The 19,755-nt window shown below is 62.6% G+C and carries 13 protein-coding genes and 1 tRNA gene; 9 read left to right on the top strand and 5 right to left on the bottom strand.

Translation table 11 applies throughout. The features are described from left to right. Positions 1-318: 318 nt before the first annotated feature. The 3 genes from NY78_RS11760 to NY78_RS11750 form a co-directional block, all read right to left on the bottom strand. Positions 319-2,796 carry an arylsulfatase gene (locus NY78_RS11760; protein WP_082139983.1) on the bottom strand — a complete coding sequence of 826 codons (2,478 nt, stop codon included), beginning with the start codon at positions 2,794-2,796 and terminating at the stop codon, positions 319-321. Between the two features lie 276 nt (positions 2,797-3,072). Beyond that, positions 3,073-4,152 carry an ATP-binding protein gene (locus NY78_RS11755; RefSeq protein WP_043635964.1) on the bottom strand — a complete coding sequence of 360 codons (1,080 nt, stop codon included), beginning with the start codon at positions 4,150-4,152 and terminating at the stop codon, positions 3,073-3,075. A gap of 593 nt (positions 4,153-4,745) precedes the next feature. After that, on the bottom strand, positions 4,746-6,137 hold the full coding sequence (locus tag NY78_RS11750) for a LysM peptidoglycan-binding domain-containing protein (protein WP_043635962.1): 1,392 nt from the start codon (positions 6,135-6,137) through the stop codon (positions 4,746-4,748). A 230-nt stretch (positions 6,138-6,367) separates the two neighbouring features. On the opposite strand from NY78_RS11750, the gene NY78_RS11745 reads away from it, so the two are divergent. Further along, positions 6,368-7,549 carry a glycosyltransferase family 2 protein gene (locus NY78_RS11745; protein WP_082139982.1) on the top strand — a complete coding sequence of 394 codons (1,182 nt, stop codon included), beginning with the start codon at positions 6,368-6,370 and terminating at the stop codon, positions 7,547-7,549. Here NY78_RS11745 and NY78_RS11740 read toward each other — a convergent pair. Beyond that, the gene (locus NY78_RS11740; RefSeq protein WP_043635960.1) at positions 7,533-10,022 is read right to left on the bottom strand and encodes a heavy metal translocating P-type ATPase; all 2,490 of its coding nucleotides are present in this window, start codon (positions 10,020-10,022) and stop codon (positions 7,533-7,535) included. The two genes, NY78_RS11745 and NY78_RS11740, sit on opposite strands and share 17 nt — an antisense overlap. A gap of 125 nt (positions 10,023-10,147) precedes the next feature. Between NY78_RS11740 and NY78_RS11735 the strand changes: the two genes are divergently transcribed. Next, positions 10,148-10,513 carry a hypothetical protein gene (locus NY78_RS11735; protein ID WP_043635958.1) on the top strand — a complete coding sequence of 122 codons (366 nt, stop codon included), beginning with the start codon at positions 10,148-10,150 and terminating at the stop codon, positions 10,511-10,513. Between the two features lie 40 nt (positions 10,514-10,553). On the opposite strand, the gene NY78_RS11730 is transcribed toward NY78_RS11735, so the two are convergent. Then, a tRNA-Pro gene (locus NY78_RS11730) sits at positions 10,554-10,630 on the bottom strand. 169 nt (positions 10,631-10,799) lie between these two features. Here NY78_RS11730 and NY78_RS11725 point away from each other — a divergent pair. The 7 genes from NY78_RS11725 to NY78_RS11695 are packed head-to-tail and all read left to right on the top strand — an operon-like array spanning position 10,800 to position 19,631. Beyond that, complete coding sequence (locus NY78_RS11725) at positions 10,800-11,900, top strand: protein-glutamate methylesterase/protein-glutamine glutaminase (RefSeq protein WP_043635957.1); 1,101 nt, start codon at positions 10,800-10,802, stop codon at positions 11,898-11,900. 32 nt (positions 11,901-11,932) lie between these two features. Beyond that, a complete protein-coding gene (locus NY78_RS11720; RefSeq protein ID WP_043635954.1) occupies positions 11,933-13,855 on the top strand; it encodes a HEAT repeat domain-containing protein in 1,923 nt (640 codons plus the stop codon). Between the two features lie 3 nt (positions 13,856-13,858). Further along, positions 13,859-14,737 (top strand): CheR family methyltransferase, encoded by an 879-nt coding sequence (locus tag NY78_RS11715; RefSeq protein WP_043635952.1) that lies wholly within the window; start codon positions 13,859-13,861, stop codon positions 14,735-14,737. A gap of 44 nt (positions 14,738-14,781) precedes the next feature. Further along, positions 14,782-15,546 (top strand): ParA family protein, encoded by a 765-nt coding sequence (locus tag NY78_RS11710; RefSeq protein WP_043635949.1) that lies wholly within the window; start codon positions 14,782-14,784, stop codon positions 15,544-15,546. Beyond that, on the top strand, positions 15,543-16,241 hold the full coding sequence (locus NY78_RS11705; protein ID WP_043635946.1) for a chemotaxis protein CheW: 699 nt from the start codon (positions 15,543-15,545) through the stop codon (positions 16,239-16,241). Before NY78_RS11710 ends, NY78_RS11705 begins: the two co-directional genes overlap by 4 nt. Positions 16,242-16,253: 12 nt before the next feature. After that, positions 16,254-16,622: a response regulator gene (locus NY78_RS11700; protein WP_043635943.1), complete on the top strand. Its 369-nt coding sequence runs from the start codon at positions 16,254-16,256 to the stop codon at positions 16,620-16,622. A 39-nt stretch (positions 16,623-16,661) separates the two neighbouring features. Continuing rightward, entirely contained in the window at positions 16,662-19,631 is a 2,970-nt protein-coding gene (locus NY78_RS11695) for a chemotaxis protein CheA (protein WP_043635940.1), read from the top strand. Positions 19,632-19,755 lie beyond the last annotated feature (124 nt).

The following is a 19,755-nucleotide window of genomic DNA, read 5'->3' as shown; positions in this document are numbered from 1 at the left end:
CGGCCTCTCACGCCGCTAACAGGGGTTCAAATCCCCTTGGGGACGCCAAGAGAATTCAAGGGTTTACCGCAGAAATGCAGTAAACCCTTTTTTCTTCCCCCACACTATCCCCCACACAGACGGGACATTTTGTGGGGGTACTCCCCCCCATCCCCCACCACTTCACCGCGTCTGATTTTCGCACACGGCCAGCAAGCCGTCGTCGCCTCGATCGCCTCATTTTTCACACGCCTCAATCGTTCCCGGGACTGAAATCCACTTGCGGTTCTCCGCATGATTGACCTCTCCCCCCGCTGAGGGGACGCCTCCGGCCAGTGGTTATGAGCTGCCCCCCGCCGCCGCTCTCTGCTCCGGCGCAAAGGGTTCGAGTTTGAAGGTCAACTTGTCGATCTTGCCCGTAAACTTGAAGGGCACATCGTAGCGGTACTCGATGAGAGCCAGCGGCGTGCGGGTGTCCTGACCGACATCGAAGGTTTCGTCTTCCGGGAACGTGACCGGTATGGTGTGCTCCATCGAATTTCTGGCGACCTCCTTGCCGTCCACTGAGAGCACGCCCGTTCCGCCCTTGCCCAAGCCTGGACCATCGGACTTGAAATCAAAGACAATGGTGTGCTTGCCAGAGCCCAACTCAGGCCCTTCCCACGTTGTGCGCTTGAGGTCGAGCAGATTGTAGAGGAACACCGGCTTGCTCCGACCAATTCCTAACTCGCCCTTGCTCAGGAACAGGCCGTAGCCGCCGAACCGACCTCCCTGGGTGACGATCATGCCTTCCGCGCCGCCTTCGGGAATCTCGACCTCAGCCGTGATCGTGTAGGACTTGTCCAGGATGTCGGGGGCGGCGCTGGCCGGCACACCGGTCAGTTCGCCTGAATAGGTGAACTCCGTTCGTCCCGCCGTCAGGCTCGGGCGCGGCGTGTTCCAGCGGGCGAGCGTCGTATCGTCGAGCGGCAGCACGTTGTACTTCTTCGCCTCGGCGTAAAAGAGGCTCTCCATTTCCTTGAGCTTCTCCGGCATCTTGGCGCCTAGATCATTGAACTGGGTGGGGTCCTCCCGGACGTTGTAGAGCTCCCAGTTGTACCCGGTAATCACATCCGGGGGCGTCTTGTTGCTCAGTTCCCACGGGAGCGTTGCCGGCGTCGTGGCCGCCACCCAACCGTCGTGGTAGATGGCGCGATTGCCGAGCATCTCAAAGTATTGCGTCGTGTGTCGGGTCGGAGCCTTGGCATTCGCTTGGTCCCAGGTATAAGCCATGCTCACGCCTTCGATGGGGCGCTGTTCAATGCCGTTAATGGTGTCTGGTGCCGGAATGCCAGTCGCTTCGAGGATGGTCGGCACGATGTCGATGACATGATGGAACTGGTGGCGAACGCCTCCCGCCTCCGGGATGTGCCCGGGCCAGGACATGACAACGCCCTGAGCTGTTCCGCCGAAGTGGGAGGGTACCTGCTTAACCCACTTAAACGGCGTGTCCATCGCCCACGCCCAGCCCGCCGCGAAGTGCGGGAAGGTCCGTTCCGACCCCCAGAACGGGTACCAGAGGAACTGGTCCTTGACCGGCACGGAAACGCCATTGAACGTGGTAAATTCGTTTGGCGTGCCGTTGAGCATGCCCTCGGCGCTCGCGCCGTTGTCGCCGCCAATATAGATGATCAAAGTGTTGTCGAGTTCGCCAAGATTTTCGACGGCCTGGATGACCCGTCCTATCTCATTGTCTGCATAGGCGAGGTAGGCTCCGTAAACATCCGCTTGCTTGATGAAGAGTTTTTTCTCCTCCAGGCTCAGCGTATCCCACTGCGGCAGCCCCTCCGGCCATGGCGTCAGCTTGGCGTCCGCAGGCATGATGCCCAGGCGCTTCTGATTGGCGAAGATGGTCTCCCGCACTTTGTTCCAGCCCTCGTCAAAGAGGTGCATGTCGCTGATCTTCTTGATCCACTCGGGCGTGGGGTGGTGCGGCGCATGGGTTGCGCCCGGCACGTAATAGACGAACCAAGGCTTGCCAGGAGCGATCTCCTTGAGCTCCTTGATGTGTTGGATGGCTTCATCCGCCATCGCCGTCTCCAAATTCCAGCCCGGATTGTCCAGGAAGGGATAAATGGCCGTTGTGTTGCGGAACAGGTTCGGCTGCCACTGGCTGGCGTCGCCGCCGACGAAGCCGTAGAAATACTCGAAGCCCATGCCGTTGGGCCATTGATTGAACGGCCCGGCTTGGCTCGACTGATACGACGGCGTGTTGTGGTCCTTGCCGAACCAGGACGTGGCGTAACCATTCTCTTTGAGGATGGTGCCCACGGTGCCTTTCTCAATCGGGATGATCGAGTCGTAGCCTGGGAACCCGGTCGCTATTTCATCAACCACCCCGAAGCCCACGGAGTGATGGTTGCGGCCCGTAATCAGTGCCGCTCGAGTCGGCGAGCACAAGGCTGTCGAATGGAAATTTGTATAACGCAGCCCAGACCGTGCGATGCGGTCCATGGCAGGAGTGGGTATGACGCCGCCGAAGGTACTTGGTGCGCCAAAACCCTGGTCATCCGTCATGATAAGCAGCACGTTGGGTGCGCCCTTGGGCGGCACCACGCGTGGCGGCCACCAAGCTTTTGACTCCGAGGCTTTTTCCCTGATCACACCGCCGAATTTTGGATCAGGCGGCGGAAGCTGCTTACCACTGATGGTGGTGGTCGCACTTGGCGAACCCAGCGTACCGCTGACTTCCTGGGCCGAGACGGACACAGCGGCCAGCATGGCCAAGAGGGCCAGCGCAGCGCAGCGCAAGAAAAAAAGCGAGTTGCGGGCAGGCATTATGTCGTTCCTCCGTGGGGTGTGGGCCGCCGGAGTACTTCTGGCCCTTATTGCTCTAGTACCCCGAGAGTGGTCACGATTCAAGACGGGGTGAGCTATAAACAGGAAGCGTGGAGGGCGGGGGATATCGTGTGCAGGGAATGCCAGATTTCGGGGAATGCAGGTACATAAAGAGAATTCAAGGGTTTACCGCAGAAATGCAGTAAACCCTTTTTTCTTGTCCGACACTATTCCCAGCAGGCAGGGACTCTTTGCGGAGTCGCCAAGTCGTCGGTCTTAATACCGTGAATAGGTCAAAACGTCCTCCTGGAACTGGGTCATCACTTCGTCGCTCAGGGAAGGACGGACCTGGCCGATCTTCTCCATGATGCATTCCGTGGTCACCGCGAAGTCCTTTCCCGTCTCGTATTCCCGGTCAAAGGCGTGCTGGGCGATGAGCTGGTACAGGTGTTCCAGGTCAGCCGGGGTGAAGTGCCGGGTCTTTTTGACAATGAGATCCAGGTCGATATCCCCGACATTGATCCGGGCATTGTGGTATTGCAGGATGGTCCGCCGTCCGTCGTCGTCGAGGACTCCCACCGGGATGATGCAGTCAAAGCGCCCGGGACGCAGCAGGGCCGCATCCAGTTGACGGACATAGTTGGTCGCGCAGACCAAAAGCACCTTGTTCGCCTGACTCTTGAGCAGGGGGACCTGCTTGAGGAACTCGTTGGTGATGGACCGGTCGATGCGGTCGGCTTCGTCCCGACTGGCGGCGAGTTCCTCGAACTCGTCGATGAAGATGACGGCTTCCTCAAGTCGGCGGGCCTTTTCCATGGTGGCGCGCAGGTGGGCGCCGATTCTGTCCACACCCTCGGCCATGAGCATGCTGGGAGCAATCTCGATGAACCACCAGCCGAGAAACCCAGCCATGGCTTTGACGAAATGGGTTTTTCCCGTGCCGGGAGGACCGAAGAAGATAATGGCCTTGGGGATGACCACGCCGTGTTTTTTGGACAGGTTCTCTTCCTGAAGCGGCCGGATGATGCGCTTCTGGACGAGCTGCTTGGGGGGTTGGGAATCGGAGATGGTTTCCCAGATGTCCCGGTCGATGTACTGGGCGCCCATTTCGCCGAGAAGGTCGGCCTGGCGCTCCAGGCGCAGGTCATGCCCCACCTCGAAGTTATCCAGGAAATCAATACAGGCGGCCCGGAAGCCCACGTCCCGCCCGAGTTTCTCGGACAAGATCCACTTGTGGTCCACGATTTTCTGCCACAGGCCGCAGGCGACGGTCTCATCGAATTTGATGCCGCTGGCATCGAATATTTCCGCACTGTAATCCGTTGGCTCAACGGTATTCGATGTCTGTGTATTCATGGTTTATCCTCCTTTGTAACGGGTAAAATTCATTGCTAAATGAACTTCCCTCGGGGTGTATCGGAATTGTGTAATTGAAGATGCGTGCAAAGAGGTGTCGTAGAAGTAGAAAAAGAATGGTCATGAAGCCTGTTCCTGTCAACAACTTTTTCATGGCTATAGAATGACAGCCTTTCTTCGCCAAGAAGCCATCGCAGGCAGCGCAAGCTGTCAGGCCCGGCAATCGAAAAGCGGCCTGCCTCCGAAAGGAAGCAGGCCGCTCATGATCCGGTTGCCGGGGGTATGCCGGGTCCTGGTTCGTTTTGAGGGAGTTGCGGTCCGTGGCGATGGGGCGAACAGGCTGCCAATGCCCGGCGACGCCACTCCCTTGAGCCTGGCCCCGGGCTGATGCTCACCGCCTAGCTGCTGTGAGTCGGCTCTCCATGAGTCAGCCGGTGGACTGCACAGACGTACCCGCCGTCATGGCGGCTTTGCTGTCAGGCGCTTGAGCCCTGGTGTGACCGTCCGCTCCAGACCCCGTGTCCGAGGCGGAGGCGACGCCCTGGCCCATAAAAAAGCGCCGGCGCGGCTTTTTTATGGGCCAGGAAGCCGCCTTATTGGCAGAGCTTTTCCTTCTTGACGCTTTCCAGCAACTCGCAATCGCCCAGGCTGCAGGCCTTTTGATAGTCCTGGCACATGGGGCCGTACTGTTTGAGGCGCAGGTAGGTGAAGCCCCGTCCCTTGTAGTAATCGGCCTCGGTGGGACCGAGGGAGATCGCCTTGTTGAAGTCCTCGATGGCCTGGGGATAATGGTCTGAGCGGGCGCGGCTCAAGCCACGCATGGAATAGGCCAGGGCAAAGTTGGGGTTTTTCTCAATGGCCTTGGTGTAGTCGTCGATAGCCTTGTTGTACTGGGCCAGATAGTAATGGGCATGGCCGCGGCTGGCAAAAAAGTCCGCCCGGTTGGGAGCGAGCTTGATGGCCTTGTCAAAGGATTCGACGGCCTTTTGGAACTTGTTTTGCTTGCCGAATTCGATACCCTTTTCAAAAGCGGCTTCGGCATCGGCCGAGTCGCGGCTGTCGGGCAGCGTCGGTGTGGGGTCGGCCGGTTCGGGAGTGCGGGGGGCCTTGGCGGTCGGACGCTCGGGAGCGGCGACGGGTTCGGCCTCAGGGGCGGCGACCTCAGCCTCGGCTGCCTTGACCGCGCCTGCGGCCGGAATCACCAGTTTCTGCCCGGTATGCAGCTTTTTCCCCATGTCGGGATTGAGCCGGGCCAGTTCATGGGGGCTGATCCGATAGCGACGGGCCACGGAATGCGGGGTGTCGCCCTTGCGAACCGTATGGGTGAAGGTGGGAAGCTGCGGCTCGGCAGTTTTCTGGCTCTTGGCAGAGGGCTTCTCGACCGGCGCCGACTTGGTCGAGGCTTTCTCCGCCGGTTCGGCCTTGCCCGCAGCGCCGCCGGGCAGGGCAATCTCCTGGCCGATGTGCAACTTGCTGGGGTTTAACCCTTTGTTGGCCTTGAGCAGGTCATTGGTGGTCGTGTTGTTTTTCGCAGCAATGGAGCCGAACGTATCGCCCTTTTTGACCGTGTAGGAACCGGCGGCGGCATGGCCGGAGGGAGCCTTGCGTTCTCTCTCCCGATCCCGGGCCTCGGCGGCCCGTTCCTTGGCCGACAGGGGTTCGGATTTGGCCGAGGCCTTGTCCTTGCGGGTATCGTGGGCCGGTTCTTTCTCAGGCTGGTTTTTCCCCGACTTTTCGGCTTTCTCCGGTTTGCCCGACTTGGCCGGCGTCCCCCCGGGGATGACCAGCGTGTCGCCGATGAGCATTTTGCTCGGCTTGAGGTTCTTGTTGGCCTTGAGCAACTCGTCTACGGAGATATTATGCTTCTTGGCGATCGATTGCGGGGTGTCGCCAGCTTGGACGGAGTAGGCGTGCAGGAGCGCCGGAGAGCTTAAGGCCAGGCCAAGGCAGACAAAAAAGGAAGCGAAAGCAGAAAATCGAGGCATAGCACCACCTTGTACTGTCGGGTTCGTATCGGAACTGTTCTGTGTGATCAAATTTGAAGGTTTCTGTTTAGACTACCTCGGGTCAAGGGGCAATGTTTTTCCAAATATGAAAGATTACAGTAAAATTAAACTTTTGTTCATGTTCGGCAGCCAGTTGTGATCTCCCGGCCGACATGGCGTCATACGCAATACTCTTACTGGCCGCGCTTGCGTCGGCAGCCATAATACCTATGAAAAACAGATTGTTGGCCCTGTCCGTCATCACCTACACCTACAATGACCACGCCCTGGCCGCCGGTCTTCTCCGTTCCATGGCCGGGTGGGACGTCAGGCCGCGCGAAACGCTGGTCATCGACGACGGCTCCCAAACACCGTTCGTCGTCCCGGACGAGGCCCCCCCGACCCGCCTTGTTCGCCTCGAACCCAACCAGGGGCCGGCCCGGGCCAAGGCCGTCGGTCTGGGCGCGGCCCAAAACCGCTTCCTGCTCTCCCTGGATGCCGATATCCGTCTGCCGCCCGACTGGATCAGCCGTTGCCTGCGCGAAGCCGCCAAGCCGGAAGTGGGCATTGTGGCCACGCCCATTCTCACCGATGCCGGCTCGGGACTCCTGGCTAAGTATCAGCAACTGCGCTACGGCCTCATGGTCAATTTCTCCGGCAACGCCGACGTCGCCCCGGCCGGGCTGTGGCTCCTGCGCCGGGAGGTCTGGCAACGCCACGGATTTCACGACTACCCCCACCGGCTGCATGAAGATGTGCATTTCAGCCAAACCCTGCGACGGGCGGGTCTGGCCCGGCGTATCCTGCCCGGACCGGCTGCCCGGCAGATCCGGCGTCTGTCGCGTCAGACCATGGTCCGGCGCGGCTGGGTCTGGCAGGGCCGGCAGTACCTGGCCGCCGCCCGGCAAAACCCCGTCGATCCCGTCAATGCCTTCCTGCTGGCCATGCAAAACCGCATTCTCCGGCACCACGCCGCCAACCCCGCCTTTCTCTATTATGATTGCCTCTATCTGGCATTCGCCCTGACCAGCCTGCTTGGCGAAGCCGGCTATTTTGAAGCTGCAGCCAGCCTGCCGGCGGTCCTGGCCGATGCGTTGCCCCATCCCTGGGCCGGGGCATTGCTGCGCGCCGATCTGGCCGGACTGGGGGTAGCGTTCGAGGACGGCATGCCGGCCTCGCCGCTGGTTGAGGCCATCCGGCAGGGGGTGTGCTCCATTTTGCCGGGCGATGCGGCCGGCGCGCTGGAATCGGCCCGGCCGCATTTGGAGGCCGAGGACAGGCGGGAGGATTGGGACGTCTCGTTTTATGATGCCCTTGCAACAGGGGAGGGGGCGAAAGCCTCGGGCGAGGGGCAGGACGGACAGGCCGGGGCCAGAGGCATGACCCTGGCCGACGTCATCCCCTCGGCCTAAAAAAGCGCAAGCGCAGGGCGTTGGTGACCACGGTAAAGGAGCTCAGCGCCATGGCTGTGCCGGCGATCATCGGATTGAGGGTCGGGCCGCCGAAGAGGTGCAACACCCCGGCGGCGACCGGGATGCCGATGGTATTGAAGGCAAAGGCCCAGAAGAGGTTTTGCTTGATATTGCCGATGACGGCCCGGGACAATTCGAGGGCTGCGGGCACGCCGCGAAGGTCGTTTCGCATCAGCACGACGTCGCAGGATTCAACCGCCACGTCGATGCCCGACCCCATGGCCATGCCGAGATCGGCGGCAGCCAGGGCCGGGGCGTCGTTGATGCCGTCGCCAACCATGGCCACTTTGCCGCCCTCGGTCTTGAGGCGGGCCACCTCGGCTGCTTTGCGCTCGGGCAGAACCCGGGCGATGACGGTTGCGATGCCCAGAGTCCGGGCCACGGCCTGGGCCGTGCGTTCGTCGTCGCCGGTGAGCATGACCACGCGGATGCCGTTTTGGGAAAGCGAAGCCACCACGGCTGCGGCTTCGGGGCGCGGGGTGTCGGCCACGGCCAGGACCGCGGCGGCCTTGCCGTCGAGGGCGAGGCGGACGGCGGTTTTGCCGGCCCCAGCCAGGTCGGCGTCGGCCGCATCGAGGCTGGCCAGCGGGGGAATGTGTTCTGCGGCCATGAAGGCTTCGGTGCCAATGAGGACGGTATGGCCGCCAATGCGGGCGGTCACGCCGTGGCCGGGCACGGCTTCGAAGTGGTCCGGGGCGGGCAGGGCGAGGCCTTTGGCGGCGGCGGCCTGGACCACGGCTTTGGCCAGCGGGTGCTCGGAGCGGGCTTCGGCGGCGGCGGCCAGGGCGAGCAGGGCGTCGGGGTCGTGGCCCGGGGCCGGGACGATGTCGGTGAGCACCGGGGCGCCGTGGGTGAGCGTGCCGGTCTTGTCGAAGACGACGGTGGCGATGTCGCCGGCGATTTGCAGGGCGGCTCCGGATTTGACCAGGATGCCCAGGCGCGCGCCCCGGCCGGTGCCGACCATGATCGAGGTGGGCACGGCCAGCCCCATGGCGCAGGGGCAGGCGATGACCAGGACGGCCACGAAGATGCGAAGCGAAAAGGACAGATCGGCCCCGCCAATAAAAAACCAGGCCAGACCGGCCACGGCGGCCACGGCCATGACCGTGGGCACAAAATAAAAGCTGACCGTGTCGGCCAGATTGGCAATGGGGGCTTTGGAGCCCTGGGCCTCGCGCACCAGGGCCACGATGCGGGCCAGGGTGGTGTCCTGGCCGACACGGGTGGCGCGCACGACAATGGCCCCGGTGGTATTTTGCGTGCCGCCGGTGACGGCGTCGCCGACGGTTTTGGCCACGGGCATGGGTTCGCCGGTGAGCATGGATTCGTCGAGGCGGGTGGCCCCGTCGAGGACTTCGCCGTCGGTGGGCACCCGTTCGCCAGGGCGCACCAGGAAGGCGTCGCCGGGTTCGAGTTCGTCGATGGGCACGGTTTCTTCGCGGCCGTCGCGGACCAGGGTGGCGGTGTCCGGGGCCAGCCGCATAAGGGCCGCAATGGCCCCGGAGGTTTTGATCTTGGCCGAGGCCTCGAGATATTTGCCCAGACTGATCATGGCCAACAGCACGCCGGCCGATTCGAAATAGAGGTCCATGGCCCGGGCCACCGGGTCGGAACCGGCCAGGATGAGCCCGAGGTTGGCCAGGCTGTAGGCCAGGGCCGCGCCGGTGCCCAGAGCCACGAGGCTGTCCATGTTGGGCCCGCCGCGAAGGAGCGCCGGGATGCCGTCGCGGTAAAAGCGCCGGCCGATCCAGACAATGGGGGCGGCGAGGGCCAGTTGGGCCAGGGCAAAGGCGGCCGGGGCGGCGTCGGGATGGAGAAAATGGGGCAGGGGCAGGCCCAGCATGTGGCCCATGGACAGGACGAGGAGGGCAGCGGCAAAACCCAGGGCCGGGACAAGCTGCCGACGCTGGCTGGCCAGTTCGGCCTGGGCCGCACGCTGGCGCTCGGCCAACCGGTCGCCGGAGGGGCTGGCCGGGGTGGTGGAAAAGCCGAGGTCGGCGATGGCCTGGCGGATCTGGCGACGGGTCAACACCGCCGGATCAAAGGTGAAGCGGCCGGATTCGCCGGGCAGGTTGACGGCGGCGCTGACCATGCCCGGAAGTTTGCCGGCGACGCGCTCGATGCGCGAGGAGCAGGCGGCGCAGTGCATGCCGCTGATGGCCAGATCAAGGACGGCGTGTTCCGGGGGGGGCGGGCCAAGGGTGAAGCCGAGATCGGCCACCCGGGCGGCGATGGCGTCGAGGGGGGCGGCTTCAGGATCGTATTGGAGGTGCAGGGAGCCGTCGGCCAGATTGACGCTGACCTGATCAATGCCGTCCATGGCGGCAAGCACCCGTTCGATGCGGGTGGAACAGGCGGCGCAGTGCATTCCGCCAACTGGAATCGTGACGGATTTGAATGAAATTTTCGTCATGCCCGATAATAATCCCCGAAGCGGAAAGTGCAAGTCTGAACCGTCTTGGGTGGAAAGGGCGATGCTGGCAATTGTCAGCCGGGCAGGATATGGGACGTGAAGTGAACGTCAAAGGAGTCCGGGACATGCAGGCAGACCCCCTGGCCCCCACCTGGGACGGCCAAAGCCGCGAATCCAACAGGTGGGAGCGGCTGCGAGACATCTATGAGAAACTGCGCCTCGTCCTGGATATGCCGGCACTGGGTCTTGGAGGCATTGACGATCTGCTTGAACAGTTGGAACAGCGCCTGGATGAGGCCTCCCTGTTGTTCCCCGAGCCGGACTGGCTCGATACAGGCGTGTCGGGTTCTGATGGCATGGAGCATTATTGCGGCAACCATCTGGGCGCGTTTGTCGAAGTGCTGTTGCGGGCTGTCGGCCGGTTGGCCGAAGAGCGGGCCAGGGAGCTGGCGGACGCGGCTGGCGGGGCCAAAGCGGGCGACGGGCAATGAAAAAAGGGGCCATGCTTGCGCATAACCCCTTGGACTGTTCTGGTCGGGATGAGAGGATTCGAACCTCCGGCTTCTGCGTCCCGAACGCAGCGCTCTACCAGGCTGAGCCACATCCCGTCGTGAGAGAAAAGCTTTTAGAGTATCCCGCGGGCTTTGGCAAGCACAAAGTGTGTTGTCATAACGCAAAGAGTCATCTAATCATGGACAAGGGGACGGGCCGCCCATCCGGAGCTTCGAGGGGAGCCCGGGGAAAGCGCCCACGATATGCCGCCGTCAGGAGAGATGCGTGATCAAGGTAGTGGTCGTCGATGATTCGGCCTTCATGCGAAAGGCCCTCAGCACCATGCTGTCCAAGGACCCGGAAATCGAGGTCGTGGCGACGGCCCGGGACGGCGAGGAAGGTCTGGAACTGATCCGTCGGCACCAGCCCGACGTGGTCACCCTGGATATTGAAATGCCCCGCATGGACGGCCTGACCGCGTTGCGGCATATCATGATGGAGATGCCCCGGCCGGTGCTCATGGTCAGTTCGCTGACCACCGAAGGAGCGGAAGCGACGCTCAAGGCCATGGAACTCGGGGCGGTGGATTTCATCCCCAAACAACTTTCCAAGGTGTCGCTCGACATCGTCAAGATCGAGGATGATCTGCGGGCCAAGGTCAAGCTGATTGCCCGCCGACGCATGAGCCACCTGTCCCGGTCGCCGCTTTCCGCCCGGGTCCGCGCCGCCGGGGCTGCCCCGGCCGGCGCAGCAACGCCGGCCGGCCCGGCGACCGAGCGCGCCCCGCGCAGCCCCCGGCCGGGCGGCTCCCAGACCCGCGATCTGGTGGCCATCGGCGTTTCCACCGGCGGGCCGCCGGCGGTGCAGAAGGTGCTGTCGTTTTTGCCCAAGGATTTTCCCGCCGGCATCCTTATTGCCCAGCACATGCCGGCGGCCTTTACCGGTCCCTTTGCCAAACGTCTGGACAGCGTGTGCCAGATTACGGTCAAAGAGGCCGAGGACGGCGAGCGGCTCCAGCACGGGGTGGCCTACGTGGCTCCGGGCGGCAAACATCTGCGCATCGATCAGAAAGTCAGCCGCATCGAGGTGCGGGTGGTGGAAGAACCTCGGGAAGCGTTGTACAAACCTTCGGCCTCGGTGCTTTTTGAGTCGGTGGCGGCGGGCGTGGGCCGACGCGGCCTGGGCGTGGTGCTGACCGGCATGGGCAGCGACGGTCTGGACGGGATGCGGGTCCTCAAGGCCAAAGGCGGGCGAGCCCTGGCCCAGTCTGATTCCACCTGTGTGGTCTACGGGATGCCCAAGGCCATCGTCGATGCGGGACTGGCCGACGAAATCATTGATATCGACGACATGGGCGAAGCCATCCTTTCAAACCTTTACAAATGACCGTTCCGGCGCGGAACGGCCAAGGACGCGGCATGGTGGACTGCAACGACCTTTGCCAGAGGCTTGGCAGCGACGATCCCGACGTGCTTCGGGACGCCGCCTTTGATGCCGGGGAGAGCGGATGTCTCCAAGCTGTACCGCTTTTGGCCAAGTTATTGAGCACACATAATCTTGGCGTCCAGGAAGCGGCGGATCGGGCCTTGCGCCGGCTTGGCGGCAAAGAAGTCGTGGCCGCCGTCAAGGCGCTGCTGCGTTCCGACGACGCCCCGGTCCGCAACGCGGCCATGGATATTCTGCGGGCCGTTGGCTCCCAGGATTTTCCGTCACTGCTTGAACTGCTCCACGACAGCGACCCGGACATCCGCATATTTGCCTCTGACATCCTTGGTTCCACCGACAGCCGTCTGGCGGTGACGCCGCTTTGCGACGCACTGTTAAAAGATCCCGAGGTCAATGTCCGCTACCAGGCGGCGGTCAGCCTCGGCGAGTTGGCCTTTGCCGAGGCCGCCCCAGGCTTGGGCCAGGCCCTTGGCGATGACGAGTGGGTGCAGTTCGCCGTCATCGAGGCCCTGTCCAAGATCCGCGACGCCTCCTCGGTCGGGGCGCTGGTCAAGGCCCTGGACAAGAGCACCGATCTGGTCGCCTCCATGATTGTCGACGCCCTGGGCGAAATCGGCAACATCAAGGCCGTGACCATGCTCTTAAAGCGCATTGACGCCTCGCCCGAGGTGCTGCGCAACAAGATCGTCAAAGCCGTGGTGCGCATCCTCGGGGGCAAGGCCCTGTCGCTCCTTTCCCCGGCCGAGCGGGAGCGGTTTCGCAGCTATCTGCTGGCCGCGCTGCACGATGACGAAGACGACGTGCAGGACGCGGCTGTTTCCGGGCTGGGCTCGGTCGGCGGCGAAGACGCGGCCGAGGCGGTCCTGGCCCATGCCGCCCGCATCGACCGCGACAACCTGCCCGAACGCTACGAGCACGCCGTGGCCGCCCTGCGCGACATGGGGTTGACCGAGGCGCTGGGACGGGCTCTGCGCGAGGGAGATACGGCGCAACGGTCCGCAGCCCTGGATGTGCTCTCGAATCTGCCGTGCCCCCAGTGCCCAGGCCTTTTGATCGACGCCTTCGCCAGCCTGCCGCCGTCCTTTCAGCCGGCGGCCGTCAAGGCCCTGGCCGGCATCGCAGGCGAGGACGCCGTCGAATTTTTCATGGCTCTCCTTGGCAGCGACAACGAAGCCGTGCTGCTTGAGGCCGTGGCCTTTCTTGGCGGCTCCATGCGGGTGCCGGCCGCCGGGGCGCCGCTCTTCGGACTGCTCGGCCATCCGTCCGACGCCGTCAAGGAGGCCGCCCTGGATGCGTGCGTGGCCATCGGCGGCGCCGAACTGGACACCCGGTTTCGGGATTTGAGTCACAGCGAAGACCCCATGGACCGTCTGATGGCCGTCTACGCCCTGGGACGGATGGGTGTCGGCGACCATATGGACATCATCCGGGCTGCGCTCATCGATGAAATCCCGGACATCCGCAAAATTGCCCTGGAGACCCTGGCCGATTCCTGCGGCCACGAGGAAACCAGCCTGCCGCTGATCGTCAGTCGTCTTGATGACGAAAACCGGGACGTCCGGTTGGCCGTGGTGGAGGTCCTGGGCGGGTGCGACAGTGACAAGGTCTATGGATATTTGGAAAAAGCCCTGGATGACAGCGACGATTGGGTGCGTATCCGGGCCATTGAAGCCCTGGGGGCCAGGGGCGAGAGTGCGGCTGTGCCCCGCCTGCTGGCCCTGGCCGGCGAGTCAAGCAAGATCGTAGCCCTCAAGGCGGTCGAAGTCCTTGGCGAAATTGGTGGACCAGACGCTTTTCAGGCATTGTTGGGGCTTATTTCCAGCGACGATCCGGAGCTGGCCGGGGTGGCCGAGACGGCAATAGCCCGACTGCAGGACGAGCAAGGGGAGCGCTAGTCCATGACCTCGCTTTTTTCCAAGACGATTTCTCTGCGTAAGGAGCTTAAAATCTCCGATGCGGAGTTTACCCAGCTGCGGGACTTCATCTACGCCCAGGCAGGCATCTATGTGGCTGACAACCGCAAGTATCTTGTGGAAAATCGCCTGGCTACCCGCATCAAAGAGCTGAACCTCAAAAGTTTTGCCGAGTACCATACCTTCTTGCAGTATGACGCGGGGCGTCGCCAGGAACTCAATCGGCTTTTTGAGGTGATCACCACCAACGAGACGAGCTTTTACCGCAATCCGCCCCAACTCAAGGTCTTTCAGGACATGGTCCTTAAAGACGTGCTGGACAAGCTCAAATCCCAGCGGCAAAAGCGTCTGCGCATCTGGTCGGCCGGCTGTTCCACGGGCGAGGAACCCTACACCATCGCGATTATCCTCCATGAAGTGCTGCGCTCGGAAATTGCCGGCTGGGACATCCGGATCACGGCCAATGATCTGTCCGAGGCCGTCCTGGCCCAGGCCAGGGCCGGGGTCTACAGCGAATACAGCCTGCGCACCACGCCCAAAGAGATCGTCGCCCGGTATTTCGTGTCGGATGGAGCCAATTTCAAGCTCAAGCCCGAGGTCAAACGGCTGGTCAGCTTTGGCCAGATCAATTTGAGCGATCGGACGCAGCTCAAACGGGTGGAGCGTTCGCACATTGTTTTTTGCCGCAACGTCATCATCTATTTTGATGATGAAATGAAGAAGAATGTCATTACTGCCTTCTACGACAATTTGCTGCCCGGAGGCTATCTGCTGATCGGCCACTCGGAGTCGTTGCACAACATCTCCCGGGCCTTTCGTCCCAAGCACTACCCCGGGGCGATCATCTACAGCAAAGAGGAGTAGGGGGGAATGGCGTCGGGTGCGGCCGCACGGCCGCAGGAGTTGCGGTGGCCCGGATATTGGCCGTAGCCAATCAAAAAGGCGGGGTCGGCAAGACCACAACGGCGTTGTCGCTGGCTGCAGCGTTGGCCCTTTTAGGGCGGCGGGTGCTGGTCATGGACCTTGACCCGCATGGCTGCGCCTCGGCCCATCTGGGGATTTTTCCCGAGGGACTGTCTGCTTCGGCGGCGGATGTGTTTCTGGCCGGAGCCCCGGCCGACGTGCCCTGGGACAAGGTGATCAGCAATCCGGGGCGTGGACTCTTTGATCTGGCCCCGAGCCATACCCGGCTGGCCGATCTGGACATGGACCTTGCCGAGCGAAAAGGGAAGGGCATATTGTTGCGACAAGCTCTGGAATCGGGACCGGCCTATGACCATGTGCTGCTTGACTGTCCGCCCCACACCGGCGTGGTGCTGGTCAACGCCCTGGTGGCCTCGGACTTGCTGATCATCCCGATTCAGACGGATTTTTTAGCCCTGCACGGCGTGCGCCACCTTTTTGATACCATGCGGGCGCTCAACCGGGTGCTGCCCCGGCCCATCGCCTACCGGGCCCTGGCCACCATGTTCGACCGCCGGGCCAAGGCCTGCACCCGGGTGCTGGCCTTGCTGCGCGCCAAGTTCGGCGACCGGATGTTTTCCACGGTCATCGGGTTGGACACCAAGTTTCGGGAGGCCAGCGCTCTGGGCAAGGTGATCCAGGAGGTCTCCCCGGAATGCCGGGGTGCCTGCGAATATGCCAGATTGGCCGAGGAGGTGGCGGTTCTGTGAGTCCGAGTCTGGAGCAATATTTCGAGGAGTCCGTGCTGTTGCCCGAGCAGGGCGGCAAGACATTTTCCGAGACGGAACGGGCCTTTTTATCGCGCTATATGGGCGACGATTTCGAGGCCGCCCTGGTGCGCCAGGGACTGTCGCAGCCGGCGGTCGTGGAGTCCGTCACCGGCGAACTGGCCCCGGCCGATGGGCTGGACGGCCAGTCCGGGCCGGCAACGGAGGCTGACGGGGACGGGGCGTTGGAAGCCGGGCTGCGTCAGGTCCGGGAGCTCAAACTGGTGGGATTTCGCGTGGCCGGGCAGGAATTGGCCATCCCCATCGCCCAGGTGCAGGAAGTCATTCGGGCCATGCCGCTGACCCGTTTGCCGGCCGCGCCGCCCCATATCGTCGGTATGACCAATCTGCGCGGACGGGTGGCCCCCATGGTCGATCTGGCCAGGATCATGGATTTTTCCGGCCCATGCGGGGAAAACAGATTCATCATCGTCTGCCGTTGCCGGGGGATGCTGGTGGGGCTTTTGGTCGAGGGCATTGCCGCCATGCACCAGGCCGACGGCCAGGATATCGAGTGGGGGGTCGAGGCCCGGGTAGGCGTGGCCTCGGATCTGGTTTTGGGTCTGCTCAAAGTGGGCGAAAAATTGGTTGCGATCCTCTCCGTTGACAGCCTGTTTCAAAAGGTTTTGAAGAGTTGAGGAGGTAAAGGGATGCCCAAGCATATCCTTATTGTGGATGATTCCAAGACGGTGCGCAATCTCGTGGCGTTTATCATGCGCAAGGAAGGCTTCAAGGTGACGGCCGCCGAGGACGGACTCGACGGGTTGGAGAAGCTGTATACCGATCAGCAGGTGGATCTTATAATCACTGACATCAATATGCCGCGCATGGATGGCATCACCTTTATTAAAACCGTTCGCGAACAAGACAGTTATCGCGATATCCCCATTGTGGTGCTGTCGACCGAAGGCGAGGAACGCGACATCCATGTCGGGCTTTCCATCGGGGCCAACCTGTATATGGTCAAACCCGCCCAGCCCGAAGTTATGGTCCGCAACGTCAAGATGCTTTTGGGATAAGTCGGCGACACACCTGCATAAACGCCGCGAGGTACCTTGATGAACCAAGATTTCATGGATCCGGAACTGTTTGCCGACTTCATTGTCGAAGCCCGGGAGCACCTCGAGACCATCGAGCCCAATCTTCTCGAGCTGGAGCGCAACCCCGGCAACCTCGGCCTTTTAAACGATATCTTCCGGCCCATGCACTCTCTCAAGGGCGCCTCGGGTTTTCTGGGCTTAAACGCCATCAACGGGCTGGCCCACAAAGCCGAGAACATTCTCGATGAACTGCGCAAAGGGAATATCCCGGTTAATCCCGAGATCATGGACGTCATCCTCTCGGCCACGGATATCCTGCGCACCATGATCGAGAACCTGGAGCAGACCGGGGTCGAGGGCGATCTCGACACCGCCCCGGTGATCGCCCGTATCGCCGTGCTGCTGGAAGGCGGTCCGGCCGCCGTCCCCCACGCTCCGGCGATGCCCGCGTCCGGCGACTTTCCTCCCGAAGACGGACCCGCCCCGTCAGACGAACCGGACCCGGAAGCCGTCGCGCCGCAATCGGCCAAAACGCCGCCCCCGGCTTCGGCCCAGACCCCGCCGGCCAAAACGATCATCAATATCGAAGACCTGCCGCCGTTTCTGCCCGATCCCTATCCGCTGACCTCCATAGGGGAAGGCCATATGGCCGATTTTATGGAGGAAGCCCGGGAGATTATCGAGCGCTTGAACGCTGCGCTGCTTGAGCTTGAGGCCACCGGCGAAGGGCCTAACGAAAGCATCAACGATATTTTTCGCTATTTTCATAACCTCAAAGGCAACAGCGGCATCATCGGGCACAAGGAATTAAACGGCCTGACCCATGAGGCCGAAACCCTGCTCAATCGGGTGCGCAAGGGCGAGATGGTCGCCACCCCGGCCATGGTCGATCTGCTCCTGGCCGTGGTCGATCAGGTCGAAGCCCTGGTCACCACCATCGACGCCGCTACGAGCATTGCCATGCCGCTGGACATCCGTCCCCTGGTGGCCCGACTCAAACAGGCCAGCGAGGACGGCTATGTGGCCGAGCCGGGCGATGCCGCCGCCTCGCAACCTGAACCTGAGCCGGAACCTGAACCAGAGCCGCAGAAGCCGGTTGCCGAGGCTGCGAAGAGCGCTGCCGCCGCCCCGGGATACGATCCGGAAGATGTGGCCGTTTTCGAATCCACCATCGATCAGCAGATTACCTACATGACCCAGGCCCTGGCCGGGCTCAATGAGAATTCCGAATCCAAGGAAATGGTGGACGGTCTTTACCGGGCGCTAGTCACCATCCAGAATTCCTCGGGCTACATGGGACTTAACGACCTCAAGGTCCAGGCCGAACGCACGGCCGGGCTCGTGGATACGGGGCGCAAGCAGGGGCTGCCCTTTGAACTGTTACTCGACATGCTGCGCCAGGAGTGCGCCATCCTCGGCGACATGCTCGCGTCCGCCCTGGGCAAACTGCGCGCTGCTCCGGCCGCCGCCCCGGCCGAGGCCGCACCCGAACTGCCGCCGGCCGCGCCCGAACCGCAGCCTGAACTGGCCCGGGTCTCTGAACCGGAAGCTGCCCCGGCCACGACGCCGGAACCGGCTCCGGAATCCAAGCCTGAACCGAAGCCCGAACCTGCCCCGAAGCCAGTCCCGGTTCCCAAGCCTGAAGCCCAACCGGCCCCGGCGACACCCCCGAAACCGGCGCCGGCGCCCAAGCCGGAACCGAAGCCGGCTCCCAAACCTGCGCCCAAACCCGAGCCGGCTGCGGCTGCGGCCCAGGGCGAGGCGGCCAAACCCAAGGTTTCCGCCACCATCCGGGTGGACCACGAAAAGCTCGACCACCTCATGAATCTCATCGGCGAGTTGCTCATTAACCGCAACCGCTTCACCATGCTGGCCCGCGCCCTGGAAGAGGGCAAGGACAGCGGCGCGCACATCGGGCAGCAGCTGACCGAGACCACGTACGCCATGGCGCGCATCTCCGACGACCTGCAAGACACCATCATGAAGGTGCGCATGGTCCCGGTGTCCACGGTGTTTTCCCGTTTCCCGCGCCTGGTGCGCGACCTGTCGCGCAAATCCGGCAAGGAAGTTTCGCTGATCACCGAAGGCGAGGAAACCGAACTCGACAAATCCGTGGTCGAGGTCATCGGCGATCCGCTGGTCCACCTCATCCGGAATTCCGTGGACCATGGCATCGAGACCGAGGCCGAGCGCATTGCCGCCGGCAAGCCGCCCATCGGGCGCGTCTGGCTTCGCGCCTATCACCGCGGCAACTCGGTGGCCATTGAGATCGAAGACGACGGCAAAGGCATTGATCCGGCCAAGATGCGCGAAGTGGCCGTCAAAAAAAATCTCATGAGCCCCGAAGAAGCCAAGGCCATGGATGACCGGGACGCCATCGACATCATCTTCATGCCCGGCTTTTCCTCGGCCGAGACCATCACCGACATCTCGGGCCGGGGGGTGGGCATGGACGTCGTGCGCACCAACATCAAAAATCTCAAAGGCACGGTCAACGTCAGCAGTGAAGTGGGCAAGGGCACCAAGTTCACCCTGTCCCTGCCGCTGACCCTGGCCATCATCGACGCGCTCATGGTGGTGGTTGCCGGCCAGACCTACGCCTTGCCGCTTGATTCCGTGTCCGAAACCACCAAGATCGAAGTCAACCGGATGACCGAGATCAACAAGCGCAAGGCCGTCACCCTGCGCGGCGAAGTCCTTGGCATCGTGGAGTTGGCCGAGATCCTGGAACTGCCCCAGGCCCAGGTCAAACAGGAGATCGCTCCCATCGTCATCCTCCAGGATAACGAACGCCGGCTGGGCCTCATCGTGGACCGGCTGCTGGAACGCCAGGAAATCGTGATCAAGCCCCTTGGCAGCTATCTGTCCGAATTCGATATGCGCGGCATCTCCGGCGCGACCATCATGGGCGACGGTTCCGTGGTGCTCATCCTTGATCCGCACGAAATCTACATGATGTCCACCCCCGGCGGCCGCTCCAAGGGGTAGGCTTTTCCGGGGCGTGGCCCGGCCCGGCCAGGAGGGATGCTGTCCCTCCTGGCCTTTCCCGCCAACCGGCGTATCTCCCACCCGCTTTGCCCTTGTTGTGTCCCACCCTCCAGGGGGCCGGGGG

The organism is Desulfovibrio sp. TomC (assembly GCF_000801335.2).
Lineage (GTDB): Bacteria > Desulfobacterota > Desulfovibrionia > Desulfovibrionales > Desulfovibrionaceae > Solidesulfovibrio.
The sequence above is the reverse complement of the archived record's forward strand: the minus strand, read 5'-3'. Positions and strand labels throughout refer to the sequence as shown.